General features: G+C 61.3%; 15 protein-coding genes. 7 read left to right on the forward strand and 8 right to left on the reverse strand.

Annotation, left to right across the window (positions count from 1 at the left end; all coding sequences use genetic code 11):
* The first annotated feature begins 85 nt into the window (after window positions 1-85).
* From AC06G5_RS29200 to ppx, 5 genes are all read left to right on the forward strand, one after another.
* On the forward strand, window positions 86-871 hold the full coding sequence (locus AC06G5_RS29200) for a transporter substrate-binding domain-containing protein (protein WP_413426483.1): 786 nt from the start codon (window positions 86-88) through the stop codon (window positions 869-871).
* Between the two features lie 22 nt (window positions 872-893).
* The gene (locus tag AC06G5_RS29205; protein ID WP_480458675.1) at window positions 894-1562 is read left to right on the forward strand and encodes an amino acid ABC transporter permease; all 669 of its coding nucleotides are present in this window, start codon (window positions 894-896) and stop codon (window positions 1560-1562) included.
* Entirely contained in the window at window positions 1559-2209 is a 651-nt protein-coding gene (locus AC06G5_RS29210) for an amino acid ABC transporter permease (protein ID WP_413703828.1), read from the forward strand. Before AC06G5_RS29205 ends, AC06G5_RS29210 begins: the two co-directional genes overlap by 4 nt.
* Window positions 2196-2933, forward strand: a complete 738-nt coding sequence (locus AC06G5_RS29215) for an amino acid ABC transporter ATP-binding protein (RefSeq protein WP_480458679.1) — start codon at window positions 2196-2198, stop codon at window positions 2931-2933. The genes AC06G5_RS29210 and AC06G5_RS29215 overlap by 14 nt, the downstream gene beginning before the upstream one ends.
* 232 nt (window positions 2934-3165) lie before the next feature.
* Window positions 3166-4668, forward strand: a complete 1503-nt coding sequence (ppx, locus tag AC06G5_RS29220; protein ID WP_413426477.1) for an exopolyphosphatase — start codon at window positions 3166-3168, stop codon at window positions 4666-4668.
* A 178-nt stretch (window positions 4669-4846) separates the two neighbouring features.
* Here ppx and ppk1 read toward each other — a convergent pair whose 3' ends face one another.
* Both ppk1 and hemB read right to left on the reverse strand, forming a co-directional pair.
* Window positions 4847-7069: a polyphosphate kinase 1 gene (gene ppk1 / locus AC06G5_RS29225; RefSeq protein ID WP_413426475.1), complete on the reverse strand. Its 2223-nt coding sequence runs from the start codon at window positions 7067-7069 to the stop codon at window positions 4847-4849.
* An 18-nt stretch (window positions 7070-7087) separates the two neighbouring features.
* The gene (gene hemB / locus AC06G5_RS29230; protein ID WP_007982864.1) at window positions 7088-8101 is read right to left on the reverse strand and encodes a porphobilinogen synthase; all 1014 of its coding nucleotides are present in this window, start codon (window positions 8099-8101) and stop codon (window positions 7088-7090) included.
* Window positions 8102-8308: 207 nt separating this feature from the next.
* On the opposite strand from hemB, the gene AC06G5_RS29235 reads away from it, so the two are divergent.
* Window positions 8309-8941, forward strand: a complete 633-nt coding sequence (locus AC06G5_RS29235) for a DedA family protein (RefSeq protein WP_413426471.1) — start codon at window positions 8309-8311, stop codon at window positions 8939-8941.
* On the opposite strand, the gene AC06G5_RS29240 is transcribed toward AC06G5_RS29235, so the two are convergent.
* Window positions 8922-10157: a sterol desaturase family protein gene (locus AC06G5_RS29240; protein ID WP_413426469.1), complete on the reverse strand. Its 1236-nt coding sequence runs from the start codon at window positions 10155-10157 to the stop codon at window positions 8922-8924. The two genes, AC06G5_RS29235 and AC06G5_RS29240, sit on opposite strands and share 20 nt — an antisense overlap.
* Window positions 10158-10272: 115 nt before the next feature.
* On the opposite strand from AC06G5_RS29240, the gene elbB reads away from it, so the two are divergent.
* Window positions 10273-10941, forward strand: coding sequence for an isoprenoid biosynthesis glyoxalase ElbB (elbB, locus tag AC06G5_RS29245; RefSeq protein WP_413426467.1), 669 nt, complete (start codon window positions 10273-10275; stop codon window positions 10939-10941).
* Window positions 10942-11041: 100 nt separating this feature from the next.
* Here the strand turns inward: elbB and AC06G5_RS29250 are convergent, their stop codons facing one another.
* The 5 genes from AC06G5_RS29250 to AC06G5_RS29270 all read right to left on the reverse strand — a co-directional run bounded on the left by AC06G5_RS29250 (window position 11042) and on the right by AC06G5_RS29270 (window position 17028).
* Window positions 11042-11497 carry a YaiI/YqxD family protein gene (locus AC06G5_RS29250; RefSeq protein WP_413426465.1) on the reverse strand — a complete coding sequence of 152 codons (456 nt, stop codon included), beginning with the start codon at window positions 11495-11497 and terminating at the stop codon, window positions 11042-11044.
* A 107-nt stretch (window positions 11498-11604) separates the two neighbouring features.
* Window positions 11605-13503: an FTR1 family protein gene (locus AC06G5_RS29255; RefSeq protein ID WP_413426463.1), complete on the reverse strand. Its 1899-nt coding sequence runs from the start codon at window positions 13501-13503 to the stop codon at window positions 11605-11607.
* Between the two features lie 162 nt (window positions 13504-13665).
* Window positions 13666-14298 (reverse strand): LysE family transporter, encoded by a 633-nt coding sequence (locus tag AC06G5_RS29260; protein ID WP_413426461.1) that lies wholly within the window; start codon window positions 14296-14298, stop codon window positions 13666-13668.
* A 238-nt stretch (window positions 14299-14536) separates the two neighbouring features.
* Window positions 14537-15118, reverse strand: coding sequence for a mechanosensitive ion channel domain-containing protein (locus AC06G5_RS29265; protein WP_413426459.1), 582 nt, complete (start codon window positions 15116-15118; stop codon window positions 14537-14539).
* Window positions 15118-17028 carry an ATP-binding cassette domain-containing protein gene (locus AC06G5_RS29270; RefSeq protein WP_413426457.1) on the reverse strand — a complete coding sequence of 637 codons (1911 nt, stop codon included), beginning with the start codon at window positions 17026-17028 and terminating at the stop codon, window positions 15118-15120. The genes AC06G5_RS29265 and AC06G5_RS29270 overlap by 1 nt, the downstream gene beginning before the upstream one ends.
* Window positions 17029-17033 lie beyond the last annotated feature (5 nt).

Genomic DNA, 17033 nt, shown 5'->3' on the forward strand with positions numbered 1-17033 from the left:
TCTGGCGCCCCCAAAACCCCAAGTTGGCATGCCCCATGCTCTGTCGATCCGCAGAAATCACTTCTTGCCGATTCGGAGATTTGCCATGACCCAGCGTTACAGCGCCCTCCTCGCAGCCCTGTTTGCCAGCCTGATGCTGAGCCAGGCACCCGCCCACGCCGACGGCCTGGAAGACGTGGTCAAGCGCGGCGTCCTCAAGGTTGCCGTGCCCCAGGACTTCCCGCCCTTTGGCTCGGTCGGCCCGGACATGAAACCCCGCGGCCTCGATATCGACACCGCGAAACTGCTGGCCGAGCAGCTCAAGGTCAAACTCGAACTGACGCCGGTCAACAGCACCAACCGCATCCCGTTCCTCACCACCGGCAAGGTCGACCTGGTGATTTCCAGCCTCGGCAAAAACCCGGAGCGCGAGAAGGTCATCGACTTCTCCCGTGCCTATGCGCCGTTCTACCTCGCGGTGTTCGGTCCGCCAGACGCTGACATCAAGAGTCTGGACGATCTCAAGGGCAAAACCATCAGCGTCACCCGTGGCGCGATTGAAGACATCGAGCTGACCAAGGTCGCTCCCGAAGGCGTGACCATAAAGCGCTTCGAAGACAACAACTCGACCATCGCCGCGTACCTGGCCGGGCAAGTCGACCTGATCGCCAGCGGCAACGTAGTGATGGTCGCGATCAGCGAGAAGAACCCGAAACGTGTGCCGGCGCTGAAAGTGAAGCTCAAGGATTCGCCTGTCTACGTGGGCGTGAACAAGAACGAGCCGCAGCTGCTGGATAAGGTCAACCAGATTCTCGTGACCGCCAGGAGCGACGGCGCGCTGGAAAAGAACTCCCTGACCTGGCTGAAAGAACCGCTGCCGGCTGATCTCTGATTCGGCGCGCTGGAGACGTTTTATGGCTTATCAGTTCGATTTCCTGCCGGTGGTGCACAACACCGATCTGTTGCTGCGCGGTGCGTTGTTCACCCTTGAGCTGACAGCCATCGGCGCCGTGCTCGGTGTGGGCCTTGGCATCGTCGGGGCGCTGGTGCGGGCGTGGAACATTCGGCCTTTCGCGGGTTTTTTTGCGGTCTACGTCGAGTTGATCCGCAACACGCCATTTCTGGTGCAGCTGTTTTTCATCTTCTTCGGCTTGCCGTCACTGGGCGTGCAGATCTCCGAATGGCAGGCAGCGGTGCTGGCGATGGTGATCAACCTCGGCGCCTATTCGACCGAGATCATCCGTGCCGGTATCCAGGCGATCCCCCGGGGTCAGCTGGAAGCCGCGGCGGCACTGGCGATGACGCGCTTCGAGGCATTCCGCCATGTCGTGCTGCTGCCGGCACTGGGCAAAGTCTGGCCGGCCCTGAGCAGCCAGATCATCATCGTCATGCTCGGCTCGGCGGTGTGTTCACAGATCGCCACCGAAGAGCTGAGTTTCGCGGCCAACTTCATTCAATCGCGCAACTTCCGCGCTTTTGAAACCTACGCCCTGACCACGCTGCTGTACCTGTGCATGGCGCTACTGATCCGCCAGTTCCTGAACTGGATCGGCCAGCGGTTCATCGCAAGGAGCGGCCGATGAGTGATTTCACCTTCTGGGACATCGTGCGCAACCTGCTCACCGGCCTGCAATGGACGCTGGCGCTGTCGTTGGTGGCTTTCATTGGCGGCGGGCTGATCGGCTTGCTGATCATGGTCATGCGCATCTCGGATCAATCCCTGCCACGCAGCTTTGCGCGCACCTACATCGAGCTGTTTCAGGGCACGCCGCTGTTGATGCAGCTGTTTCTGGTGTTTTTTGGTGTGGCGCTGGCCGGGTTGGAGATTTCACCGTGGATGGCGGCGGCGATCGCGTTGACGCTGTTCACCAGCGCTTATCTGGCGGAGATCTGGCGCGGTTGCGTCGAGTCGATCCCCAATGGCCAGTGGGAAGCCTCATCGAGCCTGGCGCTCAATCCGCTGGAACAACTGCGCCATGTGATCCTGCCGCAGGCCTTGCGCATTGCCGTCGCGCCGACCGTGGGCTTCTCGGTGCAAGTGGTCAAAGGCACCGCCGTGACCTCGATCATCGGTTTCACCGAGCTGACCAAGACCGGCGGCATGCTCGCCAATGCGACCTTCGAACCCTTCATGGTCTACGGCCTCGTCGCCCTCGGCTACTTCCTGCTCTGCTACCCCCTGTCCCTCAGTGCGCGCTACCTGGAAAGGAGACTGCATGCCTCTGCTTAGAATTTCCGCCCTGCATAAATACTACGGCGATCACCATGTGCTCAAAGGCATCGACCTGAGCGTCAAGGAAGGCCAGGTGGTGGCGATCATCGGCCGCAGCGGCTCGGGCAAGTCCACCCTGCTGCGCACCCTCAACGGCCTGGAGTCGATCAACGACGGCGTGATCGAAGTCGACGGCGAGTACCTCGACGCCGCTCGCGCCGACCTGCGCAGCCTGCGGCAGAAAGTCGGCATGGTGTTCCAGCAGTTCAACCTGTTCCCACACCTGACGGTTGGCGAAAACGTGATGCTCGCGCCGCAAGTGGTGCAGAAAGTGCCCAAGGCCAAGGCCGCCGAACTGGCGCGGCAGATGCTGGAACGGGTCGGGCTGGGCGAAAAGTTCGATGCCTTTCCGGATCGACTGTCCGGCGGCCAGCAACAGCGGGTGGCGATTGCCCGCGCCCTGGCGATGTCGCCGAAGGTGCTGCTGTGCGACGAAATCACCTCGGCCCTGGACCCGGAGCTGGTCAACGAAGTGCTGAGCGTGGTCCGGCAACTGGCCAGGGAAGGCATGACGCTGATCATGGTCACCCACGAAATGCGCTTCGCCCGGGAGGTTGGGGACAAGTTGGTGTTCATGCACCTGGGCAAGGTGCATGAAACGGGCGACCCGAAGGTGTTGTTCGCCAATCCGCAGACGGCTGAGCTGGCGAACTTCATCGGGACGGTTGAAGCGGCGGGCTGACAGATCTTCAGTGCCTTGGAGGCCGCCTTCGCGGGCAAGCCCGCTCCCACAGGTTTTGCGTCGAGCACACAATAGTGCTTCAACCGAGATCCTGAGGGAGCGGGCTTGCCCGCGATTGGCCGCATAGCGGCCGCTTGCTTTGCTGTGCTGGATCAAGGCTTTGAACACTGCGCGTTGGCGGCAGCCTTTGATCGTGGCACGATGTCGAGGTTATCGACCGAGACCCCAGACCATGCCGCAATCTCAAGCCAAGAATCTGTCCCTGATCGCCGCAATCGACCTGGGCTCCAACAGTTTTCACATGGTCGTGGCCAAGGCCCAGAACGCTGAAATCCGCATTCTCGAGCGTCTCGGGGAGAAGGTTCAGCTGGCCGCAGGCATCGACGAAGAGCGCCATCTCAACGAAGAATCGATGCAGCGCGGGCTCGACTGCCTCAAGCGCTTCGCCCAACTGATCAGCGGTATGCCTACCGGTGCCGTTCGCATCGTCGGCACCAACGCCTTGCGTGAAGCGCGCAACCGCGCCGAATTCATCCGTCGCGCCGAAGAAATTCTCGGCCACCCGGTGGAAGTCATTTCCGGCCGTGAAGAAGCGCGCCTGATCTATCTCGGCGTGTCCCACACCCTCGCCGACACCCCGGGCAAGCGCCTGGTGGCCGACATCGGCGGCGGCAGTACCGAGTTCATCATTGGCCAGCGCTTCGAACCGCTGCTGCGCGAAAGCCTGCAGATGGGTTGCGTCAGCTACACCCAACGCTATTTCAAGGACGGCAAGATCACCCCGGCCCGTTACGCCCAGGCGTACACCGCGGCGCGACTGGAGATCATGAGCATCGAGCACGCCCTGCATCGCCTGACCTGGGATGAAGCCATTGGCTCCTCGGGCACCATCCGCGCCATCGGTCTGGCGCTGAAGGCTGGCGGCCACAGCACCGGCGAGGTCAACGCCGAAGGTCTGGCCTGGCTCAAGCGCAAACTGATCAAGCTGGGCGACGTCGAGAAAATCGATTTCGAAGGCATCAAACCGGATCGCCGGGCGATTTTCCCGGCCGGCCTGGCGATCCTCGAAGCGATCTTCGACTCCCTCGAACTGCAACGCATGGATCACTGTGAAGGCGCCTTGCGCGAAGGCGTGCTCTATGACCTGCTGGGCCGCCATCATCACGAAGACGTGCGCGAACGCACCCTCACTTCGCTGATGGAGCGCTACCACGTCGATCAGGAACAAGCGGTACGAGTCGAGCGCAAGGCACTGCATGCGTTCGACCAGGTGGCCGCGGACTGGGATCTGGAAGACGGCGTCTGGCGCGAACTGCTCGGCTGGGCGGCCAAGGTCCATGAAGTGGGCCTGGACATCGCCCACTACCAGTACCACAAGCACGGCGCCTACCTGATCGAGCACTCGGACCTCGCCGGATTTTCCCGCGAAGACCAGTTGATGCTCGCGCTGCTGGTACGCGGCCACCGACGCAACATTCCCAAGGACAAGTTCGCCGAGTTCGGCGATGACGGCACCAAGCTGATTCGCCTGTGCGTGTTGCTGCGCTTTGCGATTCTGTTCCACCACATACGTGGCACCCAGCAAATGCCCCAGGTGGAACTGAACGCCTATGACAACCACCTGGAAGTGGTTTTCCCGGAAAACTGGCTGGATGAAAACCAGCTGACCCAAGCCGACTTCGCCATTGAAGCGGAATGGCTGACACGCGTAGATATCGTGCTGAACGCTCGCTGACCCCAGCCCCTGTAGGAGCGAGCTTGCTCGCGAAAAACCAACAGGCGCCGCGTTTCTCCAGGCAGCACGCGTTATCGTTCACGCCCATCGCGAGCGAACTCGCTCCTACAACAGGGGGTGGCGGTGTAAACAAAAATGGCGATCCGCAGGGATCGCCATTTTTTATACCTCGCCCGCGTTACCGAACAGCCAGGATCGGGCTGCCCAAACGCTCCAGCAGTGTCGCCTGGGCGCTACGCGGGTTCTGGTTGCCGGTCGGCGTGTTACGGATGTAACGACCGTCTGACTGCAGGCTCCAGCTGTGGGTGTTATCGGTGAGATACAGCTCCAGCTCTTTCTTGACCCGCATGATCAGCTTCTTGCCTTCCACCGGGAAGCAAGTCTCGACGCGCTTGTCGAGGTTGCGCTCCATCCAGTCGGCGCTGGAGAGGAACATCTGTTCTTCGCCGCCATTGAGGAAGTAGAAGACCCGGGTGTGTTCCAGGAAGCGACCGATGATCGAGCGCACGTGGATGTTGTGGGAAACCCCGGCGATGCCCGGTCGCAGGCAGCACATGCCACGCACCACCAGATCGATGCGCACGCCCGACTGGCTGGCCTTGTACAACGCGCGGATGATCTTCGGATCGGTCAGCGAGTTGAACTTGGCGATGATGTGCGCCGGTTTGCCGTCGAGGGCAAATTGGGTTTCGCGGGCAATCATGTCGAGCATGCCCTTTTTCAGGGTGAACGGCGCATGCAGCAATTTCTTCATGCGCAGCGTCTTACCCATGCCGATCAACTGGCTGAACAGTTTGCCGACGTCTTCGCACAAGGCATCGTCTGAGGTCAGCAAGCTGTAGTCGGTGTACAGGCGGGCGTTGCCGGCGTGGTAGTTACCCGTACCGAGGTGCGCATAACGCACGATTTCACCGGCCTCGCGACGCAGGATCAGCATCATCTTGGCGTGGGTCTTGAAGCCGACCACACCGTAGATCACTACCGCACCGGCCGCTTGCAGGCGGCTGGCCAGTTGCAGGTTGGACTCTTCGTCGAACCGCGCCCGCAGTTCGATCACCGCGGTGACTTCCTTGCCGTTACGCGCCGCATCCACCAGCGCATCGACGATTTCCGAGTTGGCGCCGGACCGGTACAGGGTCTGGCGCACCGCCAGCACGTGCGGGTCCTTGGCAGCCTGGCGCAACAGGTCGACCACCGGGGTGAACGACTCGAACGGGTGCAGCAGCAGGATGTCCTGCTTGCTGATCACGCTGAAAATGTTTTCGCTGTTCTGCAGCAGTTTCGGGATCTGCGGGGTGAACGGCAGATATTGCAGCTCGCGCTGGCTGTCCAGGCCGGTGATGCTGAACAGCCGCGTCAGGTTCACCGGACCGTTGACCTGATACAACTCGGTCTCGCCCAGGTTGAACTGCTTGAGCAGGTAGTCAGACAGGTGTTTGGGGCACGTGTCGGCCACTTCCAGTCGCACCGCATCGCCATAGCGACGGGAGAACAGTTCGCCGCGCAAGGCGCGGGCCAGGTCTTCGACGTCCTCGGAGTCCAGCGCCAGGTCGGCGTTACGGGTCAGGCGGAACTGGTAGCAGCCCTTGACCTTCATGCCCTGGAACAGGTCGTCGGCGTGAGCGTGAATCATCGACGACAGGAATACATAGTTGTCGCCAGGGCCACCGACTTCTTCCGGCACCTTGATGATGCGCGGCAGCAGACGTGGCGCCGGGATGATCGCCAGACCGGAATCGCGGCCAAAGGCGTCGATGCCTTCGAGCTCGACGATGAAGTTCAGGCTCTTGTTCACCAGCAACGGGAACGGGTGCGTCGGGTCGAGGCCGATCGGAGTGATGATCGGCGCGATCTCGTCGCGGAAATAGCGGCGGACCCAGGTTTTGAGCTTGGTGGTCCAGTAGCGGCGACGAATGAAGCGGACCTGATGTTTTTCCAGCTCCGGCAAGAGAATGTCGTTGAGGATCGCGTACTGGCGATCGACGTGACCGTGGACCAGCTCGCTGATGCGGGCCAGGGCCTGATGCGGTTGCAGACCATCGGCGCCGGCCTGTTCACGGGCGAAAGTGATCTGCTTCTTGAGGCCGGCGACACGAATTTCGAAGAACTCGTCCAGGTTGCTGGAGAAGATCAACAGAAACTTCAGCCGCTCCAGCAAAGGGTAGGACTCGTCCAGCGCCTGTTCCAGCACGCGGATGTTGAACTGCAGTTGCGAGAGCTCGCGATGGATGTACAGGCTGCTGTCATCCAGGCCGGGAATGGCCACCGCTGGCACTGTCGCAGCGGTTTCGACGACCGCCGCGGGCGGAGCTGGCTCCAGCTCCGGCGGGGTCTCGTCGACTTGCTCCACCACAGGTTGAGCGTCTTTTACGGCAACTTCAGTGAGTACTTCGGTATTCATCGAATGTTCCTGGGAGGGCTATTTTTGCTCTCGCAACAATTGGGCAGCACGAACGGCAAAGTACGTCAGGATGCCATCAGCCCCTGCACGTTTGAAAGCGGTGAGGGACTCGAGGATAACCCCTTCGCTCAACCAGCCATTCTGGATCGCCGCCATGTGCATGGCGTATTCGCCGCTGACTTGATACACAAACGTCGGCACTTTGAATTCTTCTTTTACCCGGCACAGGATGTCCAGGTACGGCATGCCTGGCTTGACCATGACCATGTCTGCACCTTCTGACAAGTCCGCCGCCACTTCGTGCAGCGCTTCGTTGCTGTTGGCCGGGTCCATCTGATAGGAGGCCTTGTTGGCCTTGCCCAGGTTCAGCGCCGAACCGACCGCATCGCGGAACGGGCCGTAATAGGCGCTGGCGTACTTGGCCGAGTAGGCCATGATCCGTACATTGACGTGACCGGCCACTTCCAGGGCTTCGCGGATCGCCTGGATGCGACCGTCCATCATGTCCGATGGCGCCACGACCTGAGCGCCGGCTTCGGCGTGGGACAGGGCTTGCCTGACCAGTGCGTCGACGGTGATGTCGTTCTGCACGTAGCCTTCTTCATCAAGAATGCCGTCCTGGCCGTGGGTGGTGAACGGGTCCAGGGCGACGTCGGTGATCACGCCCAGCTCCGGGAATTGCGCACGCAGCGCACGGGTCGCGCGTTGGGCGATGCCTTGCGGGTTCCACGCTTCGGCGGCGTCCAGGGACTTGAGCTCCGCTGGCGTCACCGGGAACAGTGCCAGCGCCGGAATCCCCAGCTCGACCCACTTGGCCGCCTCTTCCAGCAACAGGTCGATGGTCAGGCGTTCGACACCCGGCATCGAAGCCACCGCTTCGCGACGGTTTTCACCGTCCAGTACGAACACCGGCAGGATCAGGTCATCGACGGTCAGGACGTTTTCACGGACCAGACGACGCGAGAAGTCGTCACGACGGTTGCGGCGCAGGCGGGTTGCAGGGAACAAACGGTTGGCGGGGGTAAAGCTCACGGCAGACTCCTGAGCCCGCGCTTACGGGCGAGCGTGACAGTTATAAGCGGCCATTATGACGAACAGATGACAGTTGTGTGCATCCCGCGACACGTAGCCGCATTCCATTGTCGTTGTAGGAAATGTTCACGTCGAGACACATTTGGACACTTTCCTGAATGTGTCCGAAGGGTTAGGCTGCGCGTTCATTTCGCCAGCACCCAGACAATGCTCCAACAATTTCTGCATGACTTCGGCTACTTTGCCCTTTTTCTAGGCACGTTCTTCGAAGGCGAAACCATTCTGGTACTCGCGGGCTTCCTCGCGTTCCGTGGATACATGGACATCAACCTGGTGGTGGTCGTGGCCTTCTTTGGCAGCTATGCCGGCGACCAACTGTGGTACTTCCTTGGGCGCAAGCACGGCCGCAAACTGCTGGCGCGCAAGCCGCGCTGGCAGATGATGGGTGACCGGGCGCTGGAACACATTCGCAAGCATCCGGACATCTGGGTATTGAGCTTCCGCTTCGTTTACGGTTTGCGTACGGTCATGCCGGTGGCCATCGGGTTGTCAGGCTACCCGCCGGGTCGTTACCTGCTGCTCAACGGCATTGGCGCGGCGATCTGGGCCGCAGCCTTGGCGGCGGCCGCGTACCATTTCGGCGCAGTGCTCGAAGGCATGCTCGGCAGTGTGAAGAAGTACGAGCTTTGGGTGCTCGGCGCCCTGCTGGTCCTGGGCTTCGTGCTATGGCTGCGTCGGCGCTTCAAGAATGCCCGCCTGGCCAAGCAGGTCTACGCCGACGAACAAGCGCTGAAAGCCGAAAGCATCAAAACCGAAGGCCCTACGACGCCAGTCGAGTGATGCGGTTTCTGCAACAGTAGAGACCGATGCCGCTCAACAGGCTGTAACTGAGCAGGCCGACCCAGCCCACCATGCTGGCCGGCCACAGCCCCACCATTGGTGCCAGCCACACCAAAGGCAGATTCGACGTCAGTCGCACCAGCTCCAGCTTCAACGCCCATGGGCGATCCTCAAGGGCCACGCCCAGCACAAACAGACCAAACGCCACCGCTCCCCAGCCCAACACCAGGGCGGCGACTGACAGCTTCGGTTCAAGGCTCATCAAGTAGCTGCCCAGCGCGATGTACACGCAGAACTGCAACAAGATGTAGAGCTGCTGACGCCCGTCCAGCGGCACCTCGAATTTGCGGAACCGGGTCAGGTCCGGCTTGTTCATCGGGTATTTGGCCGCCACGTCCGCCGGGCGCCAGCCGGTACGCATGAACCAGATCCGCAATTTGTCCAAGGTACTTTCGGCACGCCGCGCATCTGCCCACAACTGTGCATAGAACTGCACGTTCGCCCACACGGGATTCCAGCTCGCCAGCGGCGTGGTCACGCCAAAGATCACCGGCTCGCTGTCGTCTTCTTCCTGGAACGAGCCGAACAGACGGTCCCAGATAATGAACACGCCGCCGTAGTTGCGATCCATGTAGAGAGCGTTTTGTGCATGGTGAGCCCGATGATTGGATGGCGTGACGAAAAACCATTCGAACCAGCCAAGCTTGGGAATGTGCCGGGTATGCACCCAGAACTGGTACAGCAGGTTCAGCGCGGCGACGCTCACAAACACCAGCAGCGGTACGCCGAACACCGCCAGCGGCAGATAGAAGATCCAGCTCAGCAGGAATCCGGTGCTGGTCTGGCGCAATGCCGTGGACAGGTTGTAGTCCTCGCTCTGGTGATGCACCGAATGCGCGGCCCAGAGGATGTTGCGTTCGTGGCCCATGCGGTGCAGCCAGTAGTAACAGAAGTCATAGAAGACAAAAGCAAACACCCAAGTCCAGACGCTGTCGGCCGACAACTCGAACAGCGCCAGATGCTTGAGGGCAAACGCGTAGGTCACCAACCCCACGCCTTTGGTCAGCAGCCCCGTGGTGGTCGACAGCACGCCGGTGCTGATGCTGTTGATCGCGTCCGCCAACCGATAATTGCGCACCCCGCGCCAACGGTCGGCCAGCAGCTCGACGGCGATCAGCACAAAGAAAAACGGCACCGCATACAGAATGAAGTCCATGACGCGCCCTGACCGGAGTCCAGAGGACAGATGCTATGTGTAACCGTCAATTAACCCTATGGCAACGAGTGCCAAATTAGTGGACATTTAACGCCATGAATCTGGAGAAAAGCCCATGAGCAAAAAAGTTGCAGTGATCCTTTCCGGTTGTGGCGTGTACGACGGCGCCGAGCTCCACGAGAGCGTCATCACCCTGCTGCGCCTGGATCAGCGCGGGGCGCAGGTGCAGTGTTTCGCTCCGGACATCGCGCAGTTGCATGTCATCAATCACCTGACCGGCGAAGAAATGCCCGAATCGCGCAACGTGCTGGTGGAGTCGGCGCGGATTGCCCGGGGCAACATCAAGGATATCCGTGACGCGAACGTCGATGACTTCGATGCGCTGATCGTGCCCGGCGGCTTCGGCTCGGCCAAGAACCTGTCCAACTTCGCCATTCAAGGCGCCGGCTGCACAGTTCAACCGGATGTCCTGGCACTGACCGAAGCCTTTGCCGAGGCCGGCAAACCGGTGGGGTTGATGTGCATTTCCCCGGCCCTGGCGGCCAAGATCTACGGCCCCGGCGTCACTTGCACCATTGGCAACGACACCGACACCGCCGCCGCGATGAACAAGATGGGCGCGACCCATACCGATTGCGCGGTCAGCGACATCGTCGAGGACAAGGCACGCAAACTGGTGAGCACCCCGGCCTACATGCTGGCGCAGAGCATCAGCGAGGCGGCTTCCGGCATCAACAAACTGGTCGACCGCGTGCTCGAACTGACCCACGAAAACGACGCCTGACACACTGTAGGAGCGAGCTTGCTCGCGATGGACGTGAGAGCACCGCGTTCATCCAGCCAGCACTCGTCATCGTTGACGTCCATCGCGAGCAGGCTCGCTCCTACAGTTTACGGGCCAGCCGTGTGAGTATCCGGTCCAGCGCATTGGCAAATGCCTGCTTCTCACGGTCGCCAAACGGCGCTGGCCCTCCGCCCATTTGCCCCTGTTCGCGTAAATCGGTGAACAGGTTGCGTACGGCCAGCCGATCCCCCATGTTCTGCGCATCGAATTCCTTCCCGCGCGGATCGAGCGCGGCCACGCCCTTCTTCACCAGACGGTCGGCCAACGGTACATCGCTGCAAATCACCAATTCACCGGGAACTGCGTGCTCCACCAGGTAATCATCGGCCGCATCCGGGCCGCTCGGCACCACGATCAGCTTGACCAGCGCCAGACCGGGCTTGATCTGCGGCTGCCCGGCTACCAGCACCACTTCGAACTGACGCTTGAGGGCGAACTTCACCACCAGATCCTTCGCTGCCCGAGGGCAGGCGTCGGCATCGATCCAGACACGCATGTTTTGATCCTTTCTGAAAAAACATCGCGGGCAAGCCCGCTCCTACAGGTTATACGCAATCCTGTAGGAGCGGGCTTGCCCGCGAATGTGAGCGCAGCGAATGCTGTTTAAGAAATCTGTACCCGCTGCTTCGCAACCACCCGGCTACGGCCATACAACACGACAATCGCGATGATCGCCACCGCCTGCGCACTCAACGAATACGCATCGGCATGAATCCCCAACCAGTCGAACTCAAAGAACGGCACCGGCCGCGTACCGAATATTCCCGCTTCCTGCAGCGCCTTCACGCCATGTCCGGCGAACACCACCGACAAGGCGCACAAAAGACCAGCATTGATGCTGAAGAACAGCGCCAGCGGCAATTTCGCCGAACCGCGCAAAATCACCCAGGCCAGGCCGACCAGCAGCACCACCGCCGTGGCTCCACCTGCCAACACCGCGTTGTGCCCCGCGGGACCTGCCTGCAACCACAGGGTTTCGTAGAACAGAATCACTTCGAACAGTTCGCGATACACCGAGAAAAACGCCAGGGTCGCAAAGCCGAAACGCCCACCGCCACCTACCATGCTGGTCTTGATGTAATCCTGCCAGGCCGCCGCGTGACGACGGTCATGCATCCACACTCCCAGCCACAGCACCATGACGCTGGCAAATAACGCTGTCGCGCCTTCCAGCAATTCGCGCTGCGAACCGCTGACATCAATCACATAGGCTGCCAGCGCCCAGGTGCCCAGCCCCGCCAGAAACGCCAGGCCCCAACCGACGTTGACGCTGCGCACCGCCGCCTGTTGACCCGTGTTACGCAGGAAAGCAAGGATCGCCGCCAGCACCAGAATCGCTTCAAGGCCTTCGCGCAACAGAATCAGCAAGCCGGAAATGTAACTCAGCGACCAGCTCAAACCGTCGTTGCCCAGCAGGCTGGCCGATGCCTTCAACCTGGCCTTGGCCGCCTCCAGGCGCTGTTCGACGTCGCTCACCGGCAAACCGTCCTGCAACGACTGACGGTAGGCCATCAGGGATTTTTCAGTGTCTTTACGCACGTTGGCGTCAATGTTGTCCAGCGAGCTTTCAACCAGCTCGAAGCCTTCCAGATACGCCGCTACCGATAAGTCATAAGCCTGATCATGCTCACCGGCACGATACGCCACGATGCTCTTGTCCAGAGTGGCTGCGGTGTAGTCGAGCAATTGTGCCGGGCCACGCTTGACCTGCGGCGGTTGCGCTCGCTGGACACGGAATGTCGCGGCGGCCTGCGGGCCTTCGACGGCCTGCACTTCGGCCGGGGTCTGACGAGCCAGGTCGGCGATGTTGTAGGTTCTGTCAGCATTGGCTGTAGCCAGGTCGACACTGAAGCTGGCGATATAGGTAGCCAGATCCCAACGCTGACGATCATCCAGCTGATCGGCAAAGGCTGGCATGTCGGTCCCTTCAACACCCAGGCCCAAGGTGCTGTAGATCGCGTAGAGGCTAAGTCGATCCAGTCGTGTGCTATCACGCAGATTGGATGGCGGTGGCGTCATGCCGACACCTGCCGGGCCATCGCCGGCCCCTGTATCGCCATGGCAGACCGAGCAATGCTGAGCGTACAGTGGCGCACCACGCGCCGGGTCCGGCGTAATGACCGGAGCCTGGCTGACTTCATAGGCCACGGCCAGCTTTGCCCCCAGTTGGCGGGCCTGGCGCGCGACGTCGGCACCGTCCTGACGGGCGCTGATGGAGCTTCCAAGCGCGACCAGGCTTTGCTCCAGGGCAATTTTTTCCGGTTTGGCCGGCATGGCCGCCAGCAGACTTCCCAGCGTCTTGACCGACTCTTGCTGCGCGCGAAACCCGGCCTCATCCATGATGCTGCCCGCCTGCACCGTGTCCGGGTAATCCGCGCCGATGTAATCGAGCAAGTGCAGCGCCTGCGGCGCACCTTCGGCGGGGGCGGCCAGCAGCTGAACGCTGCTCGCCGCGAGCAGCGGCAGCAACAGCCAGGCCAGGAAACGGGAGGGGGAAATCATGAATGAGTCTCAATTGGAAAAACGAAGTTACATATTGTTAACGCCCAACGGGTTTCGCTCAAGCTTTGTCGGGACTTCCTGCGACTTCGAGGGTTCTCCAAGGAACTGATACGCCAATAAAAAAGGCGACCGCATGGGTCGCCTTTTCGGGTTTCGGTCGATTTACGCCGCGGCTCTGCGCAGCGTCGCCATGAACGCTGCCGCACCGATGAACAGCCCGGCAAAGGTCCGGTTCATGCGTTTTTGCTGTATTGGTGTGCGCAGCATACGCAGCACCCTGGACGCCAGACCGGTGTAACCGGCCATGACGATCAGATCGACGCAGACCATCGTCACGCCGATCACCAGATACTGGATCAGCAGTGGAGCATGGGGGTCGATGAACTGCGGCAACACCGCCAGCATGAACACCAGCGCCTTGGGGTTACTGATGTTCACCAGAAAACCGCGGAACACCAGGGCCATCGGCTTGCCGATCTGGCGCACTGCCGCGTCATCGCTCATATCGCTGGGCAGCGCACGCCATTGCTTGATCGCGAGGTAAACCAGATACGCCACGCCAAACCATTTGATGGCGTAGAAGGCCGTGGCCGAAGCCGTGAGAATGGCGCCGACACCGGCACCGACGATGGCGATCTGCAAAGCCAGGCCCAGTTGCAGGCCCAGGGCGTTCCAGTAACCGCGCCAGAAACCGTACTGCAGACCGCTGGACATCGACGCAATGGCGCCGGCACCGGGGGACAGGCTGATCACCCAGCAGGCGGCAAAAAACGCCAGCCATGTTTGAAGCTCCATTGCACACCTCGACTCAGACTCGTGACAGACGTCTAAGCTAATGCGGCTTTGGGTGGATGACTACCGATTTTTTTGCGGGATGTTGCGGTTGCCGACCAGCGCTTACGACTTGAGGGCCCCTTCGCGAGCGAGCCCGCTCCCACACTGGATCTGCGGTGCTCAAAAAGTTTGTGTCTACCGAAGAGCAAATGTGGGAGCGGGCTTGCTCGCGAAGGCAATCTATCGGACAGCAGAAGGCTTACTTTTCAAACCCGTTGGAAGGAAGCACATCCGTCCCGCGCCAGCGCCGCACCGAACGCTGGAAGAACAAACTGTTGGGCACTTGCACCATGGCGCTGCCAGTGCCGAGTTCTTCGGCCTCGACCAGCGTGGTGTACAGCAGATTGATCGCCACCACCCGGCCTTTGACGCCGGGTTTGTCGGTGGTGTCCACCAACTCGACCACATCACCCAGGCGGAACGGGCCGACGGTGAAGATCAGGATCGCGCACAGCAGGTTCGATAGCACGCTCCACATGGCGAAAAACGCCACTGCCGCGACCGCGACGAAACCCGACAATGCGGTCCAGAGCACCGTGGCCGACACACCGAGTCGTTCCAGGACGAAAATCAGCGCGCTACCCATGATCAGCCAGCGCAAACCGCCCCGCAGCGGCATCAGCAGTTGCGGCGGGAACGGATAGCGCTCACCAAGGCGGGTCAGGCACTTGGCGACAAAGCGCTGGGCGACGTAACCGGCCAGCAGAATCAGCAGGATCTGCACGCCAAGCCAGATCGGCTCGACCCACATCGCCGGCAGCGGCAGCTTGAAGGCGTCCATCAGGACAGTGCCTCCAGCTCCGCCTGCATGCTTTCCAGCAATTCCAAGGCTTCCATCCACGCCTCTTCCAGCTCCGCCTCACGCACCTTCAACCTGGCCTGTTCGGCCAGCAGATCACGCAATTCGTTCTTGCGCGTCGGCTCGTAGATATCGCTGTCGCCGAGGCTGGCATCGATTTTCGCAAGCTTTTCGTGCAGCTTGCCCAGCTCGGCTTCAAGCTTGTCGGCTTCGCGCTTGTGCGGCGCCAGTTGCTGGCGCAACGCAGCGGCGGCCTGACGCTGGGCTTTCTTGTCGGTCTTGTCCGGGTTGACCGGTGTGTTGCTGACCGGGGCATTGCGCTGGCGATAATCCACCAGCCAGCGAGTGTAGTCCTCCAGGTCGCCGTCGAACTCCTCGACCTTGCCGTCCGCCACCAGGTAAAAGTTATCGGTGGTGCTTTTGAGCAAGTGACGGTCGTGGGAGACCACCAGTACCGCCCCACTGAATTCCTGCAGGGCCATGGTCAGCGCCAGGCGCATTTCCAGGTCCAGATGGTTGGTCGGTTCGTCGAGCAGCAACAGGTTCGGTCGGTCCCAGGCGATCAAGGCCAATGCCAGGCGCGCCTTTTCGCCACCGGAAAAATTCAGCACCGGCTCGTCGATTCGCGCACCACGGAAGTCGAAACCGCCGAGGAAGTCGCGCAGGGTCTGTTCGCGCTCGGTCGGTGCCAGGCGCTGCAAGTGCAACAACGGGCTGGCCTTGGAGTCCAGAGAATCGAGTTGATGCTGGGCGAAGTAACCGACCACGGTGTTCTCGCCACGGGTCAAGCGGCCAGCCAATGGCGAGAGCTCACCGGCAAGGTTCTTGATCAGGGTCGATTTACCGGCGCCGTTAGGTCCGAGCAGACCGATTCGCGCCCCTGGCGTCAGTTGCAGCTTGACCTTCTCCAGTACGGCTTTGTCGCCATAGCCCAGGCGGGCATCGGACAGGTCGATCAGCGGGCTGGAAATTTTCTGCGATTCACGGAAGACAAAGTCGAACGGCGAATCGACGTGGGCGGCGGTCAGCTCTTCCATCCGCTCCAGCGCCTTGATCCGGCTCTGGGCCTGACGGGCCTTGGTGGCCTGGGCCTTGAAGCGGGCGATGTAGCTTTCCATGTGCGCACGTTGCGCCTGCTGCTTCTCGTAGGCCTGCTGTTGCTGGGCCAGGCGTTCGGCACGGGCGCGTTCGAAGGCGCTGTAGCCACCGCGGTACAGGGTGATCTTGCGCTGATCGACGTGGGCCACGTGGTCGACCACGGCATCGAGGAAGTCCCGGTCGTGGGAAATCAGCATCAGGGTGCCGGGATAGCTCTTGAGCCATTCTTCGAGCCAGATGATGGCGTCGAGGTCCAGGTGGTTGGTCGGTTCGTCGAGCAGCAGCAGGTCCGAAGGGCACATCAAGGCCTGCGCCAGGTTCAGGCGCATCCGCCAGCCACCGGAGAAATCCCCGACCTGACGATCCATCTGCTCGTTGGTGAACCCGAGACCCGCCAGCAACTTGCGCGCCCGGGCGTCGGCGGTATAACCGTCGGCGCTGTCGAGTTCCGAGTGCAGGCGGGCCTGTGCGGCACCGTCATGGGCCGCTTCGGCTGCCGCCAGGTCGCGTTGCACCTGGCGCAGGCGCAGGTCGCCATCGAGCACGTAGTCGACCGCCAGGCGTTCGAGGGTGTCGACCTCCTGGCGCATGTGGGCGATACGCCAGTCGGCCGGCAGGAAGCAATCACCCGAGTCAGGGTGCAGCTCGCCCCGAAGCAAGGCGAACAGGCTCGATTTGCCGGCGCCGTTGGCACCGATGAGGCCGGCTTTCTGGCCGGCGTGCAGGGTCAGCTCGGCGTCTTCTAGCAGACGTTGCGGGCCACGCTGTAAAGTCAGGTTCTGAAGTCGAATCATAATGG

It is taken from the genome of Pseudomonas sp. WT-JTC (assembly GCF_056711565.1).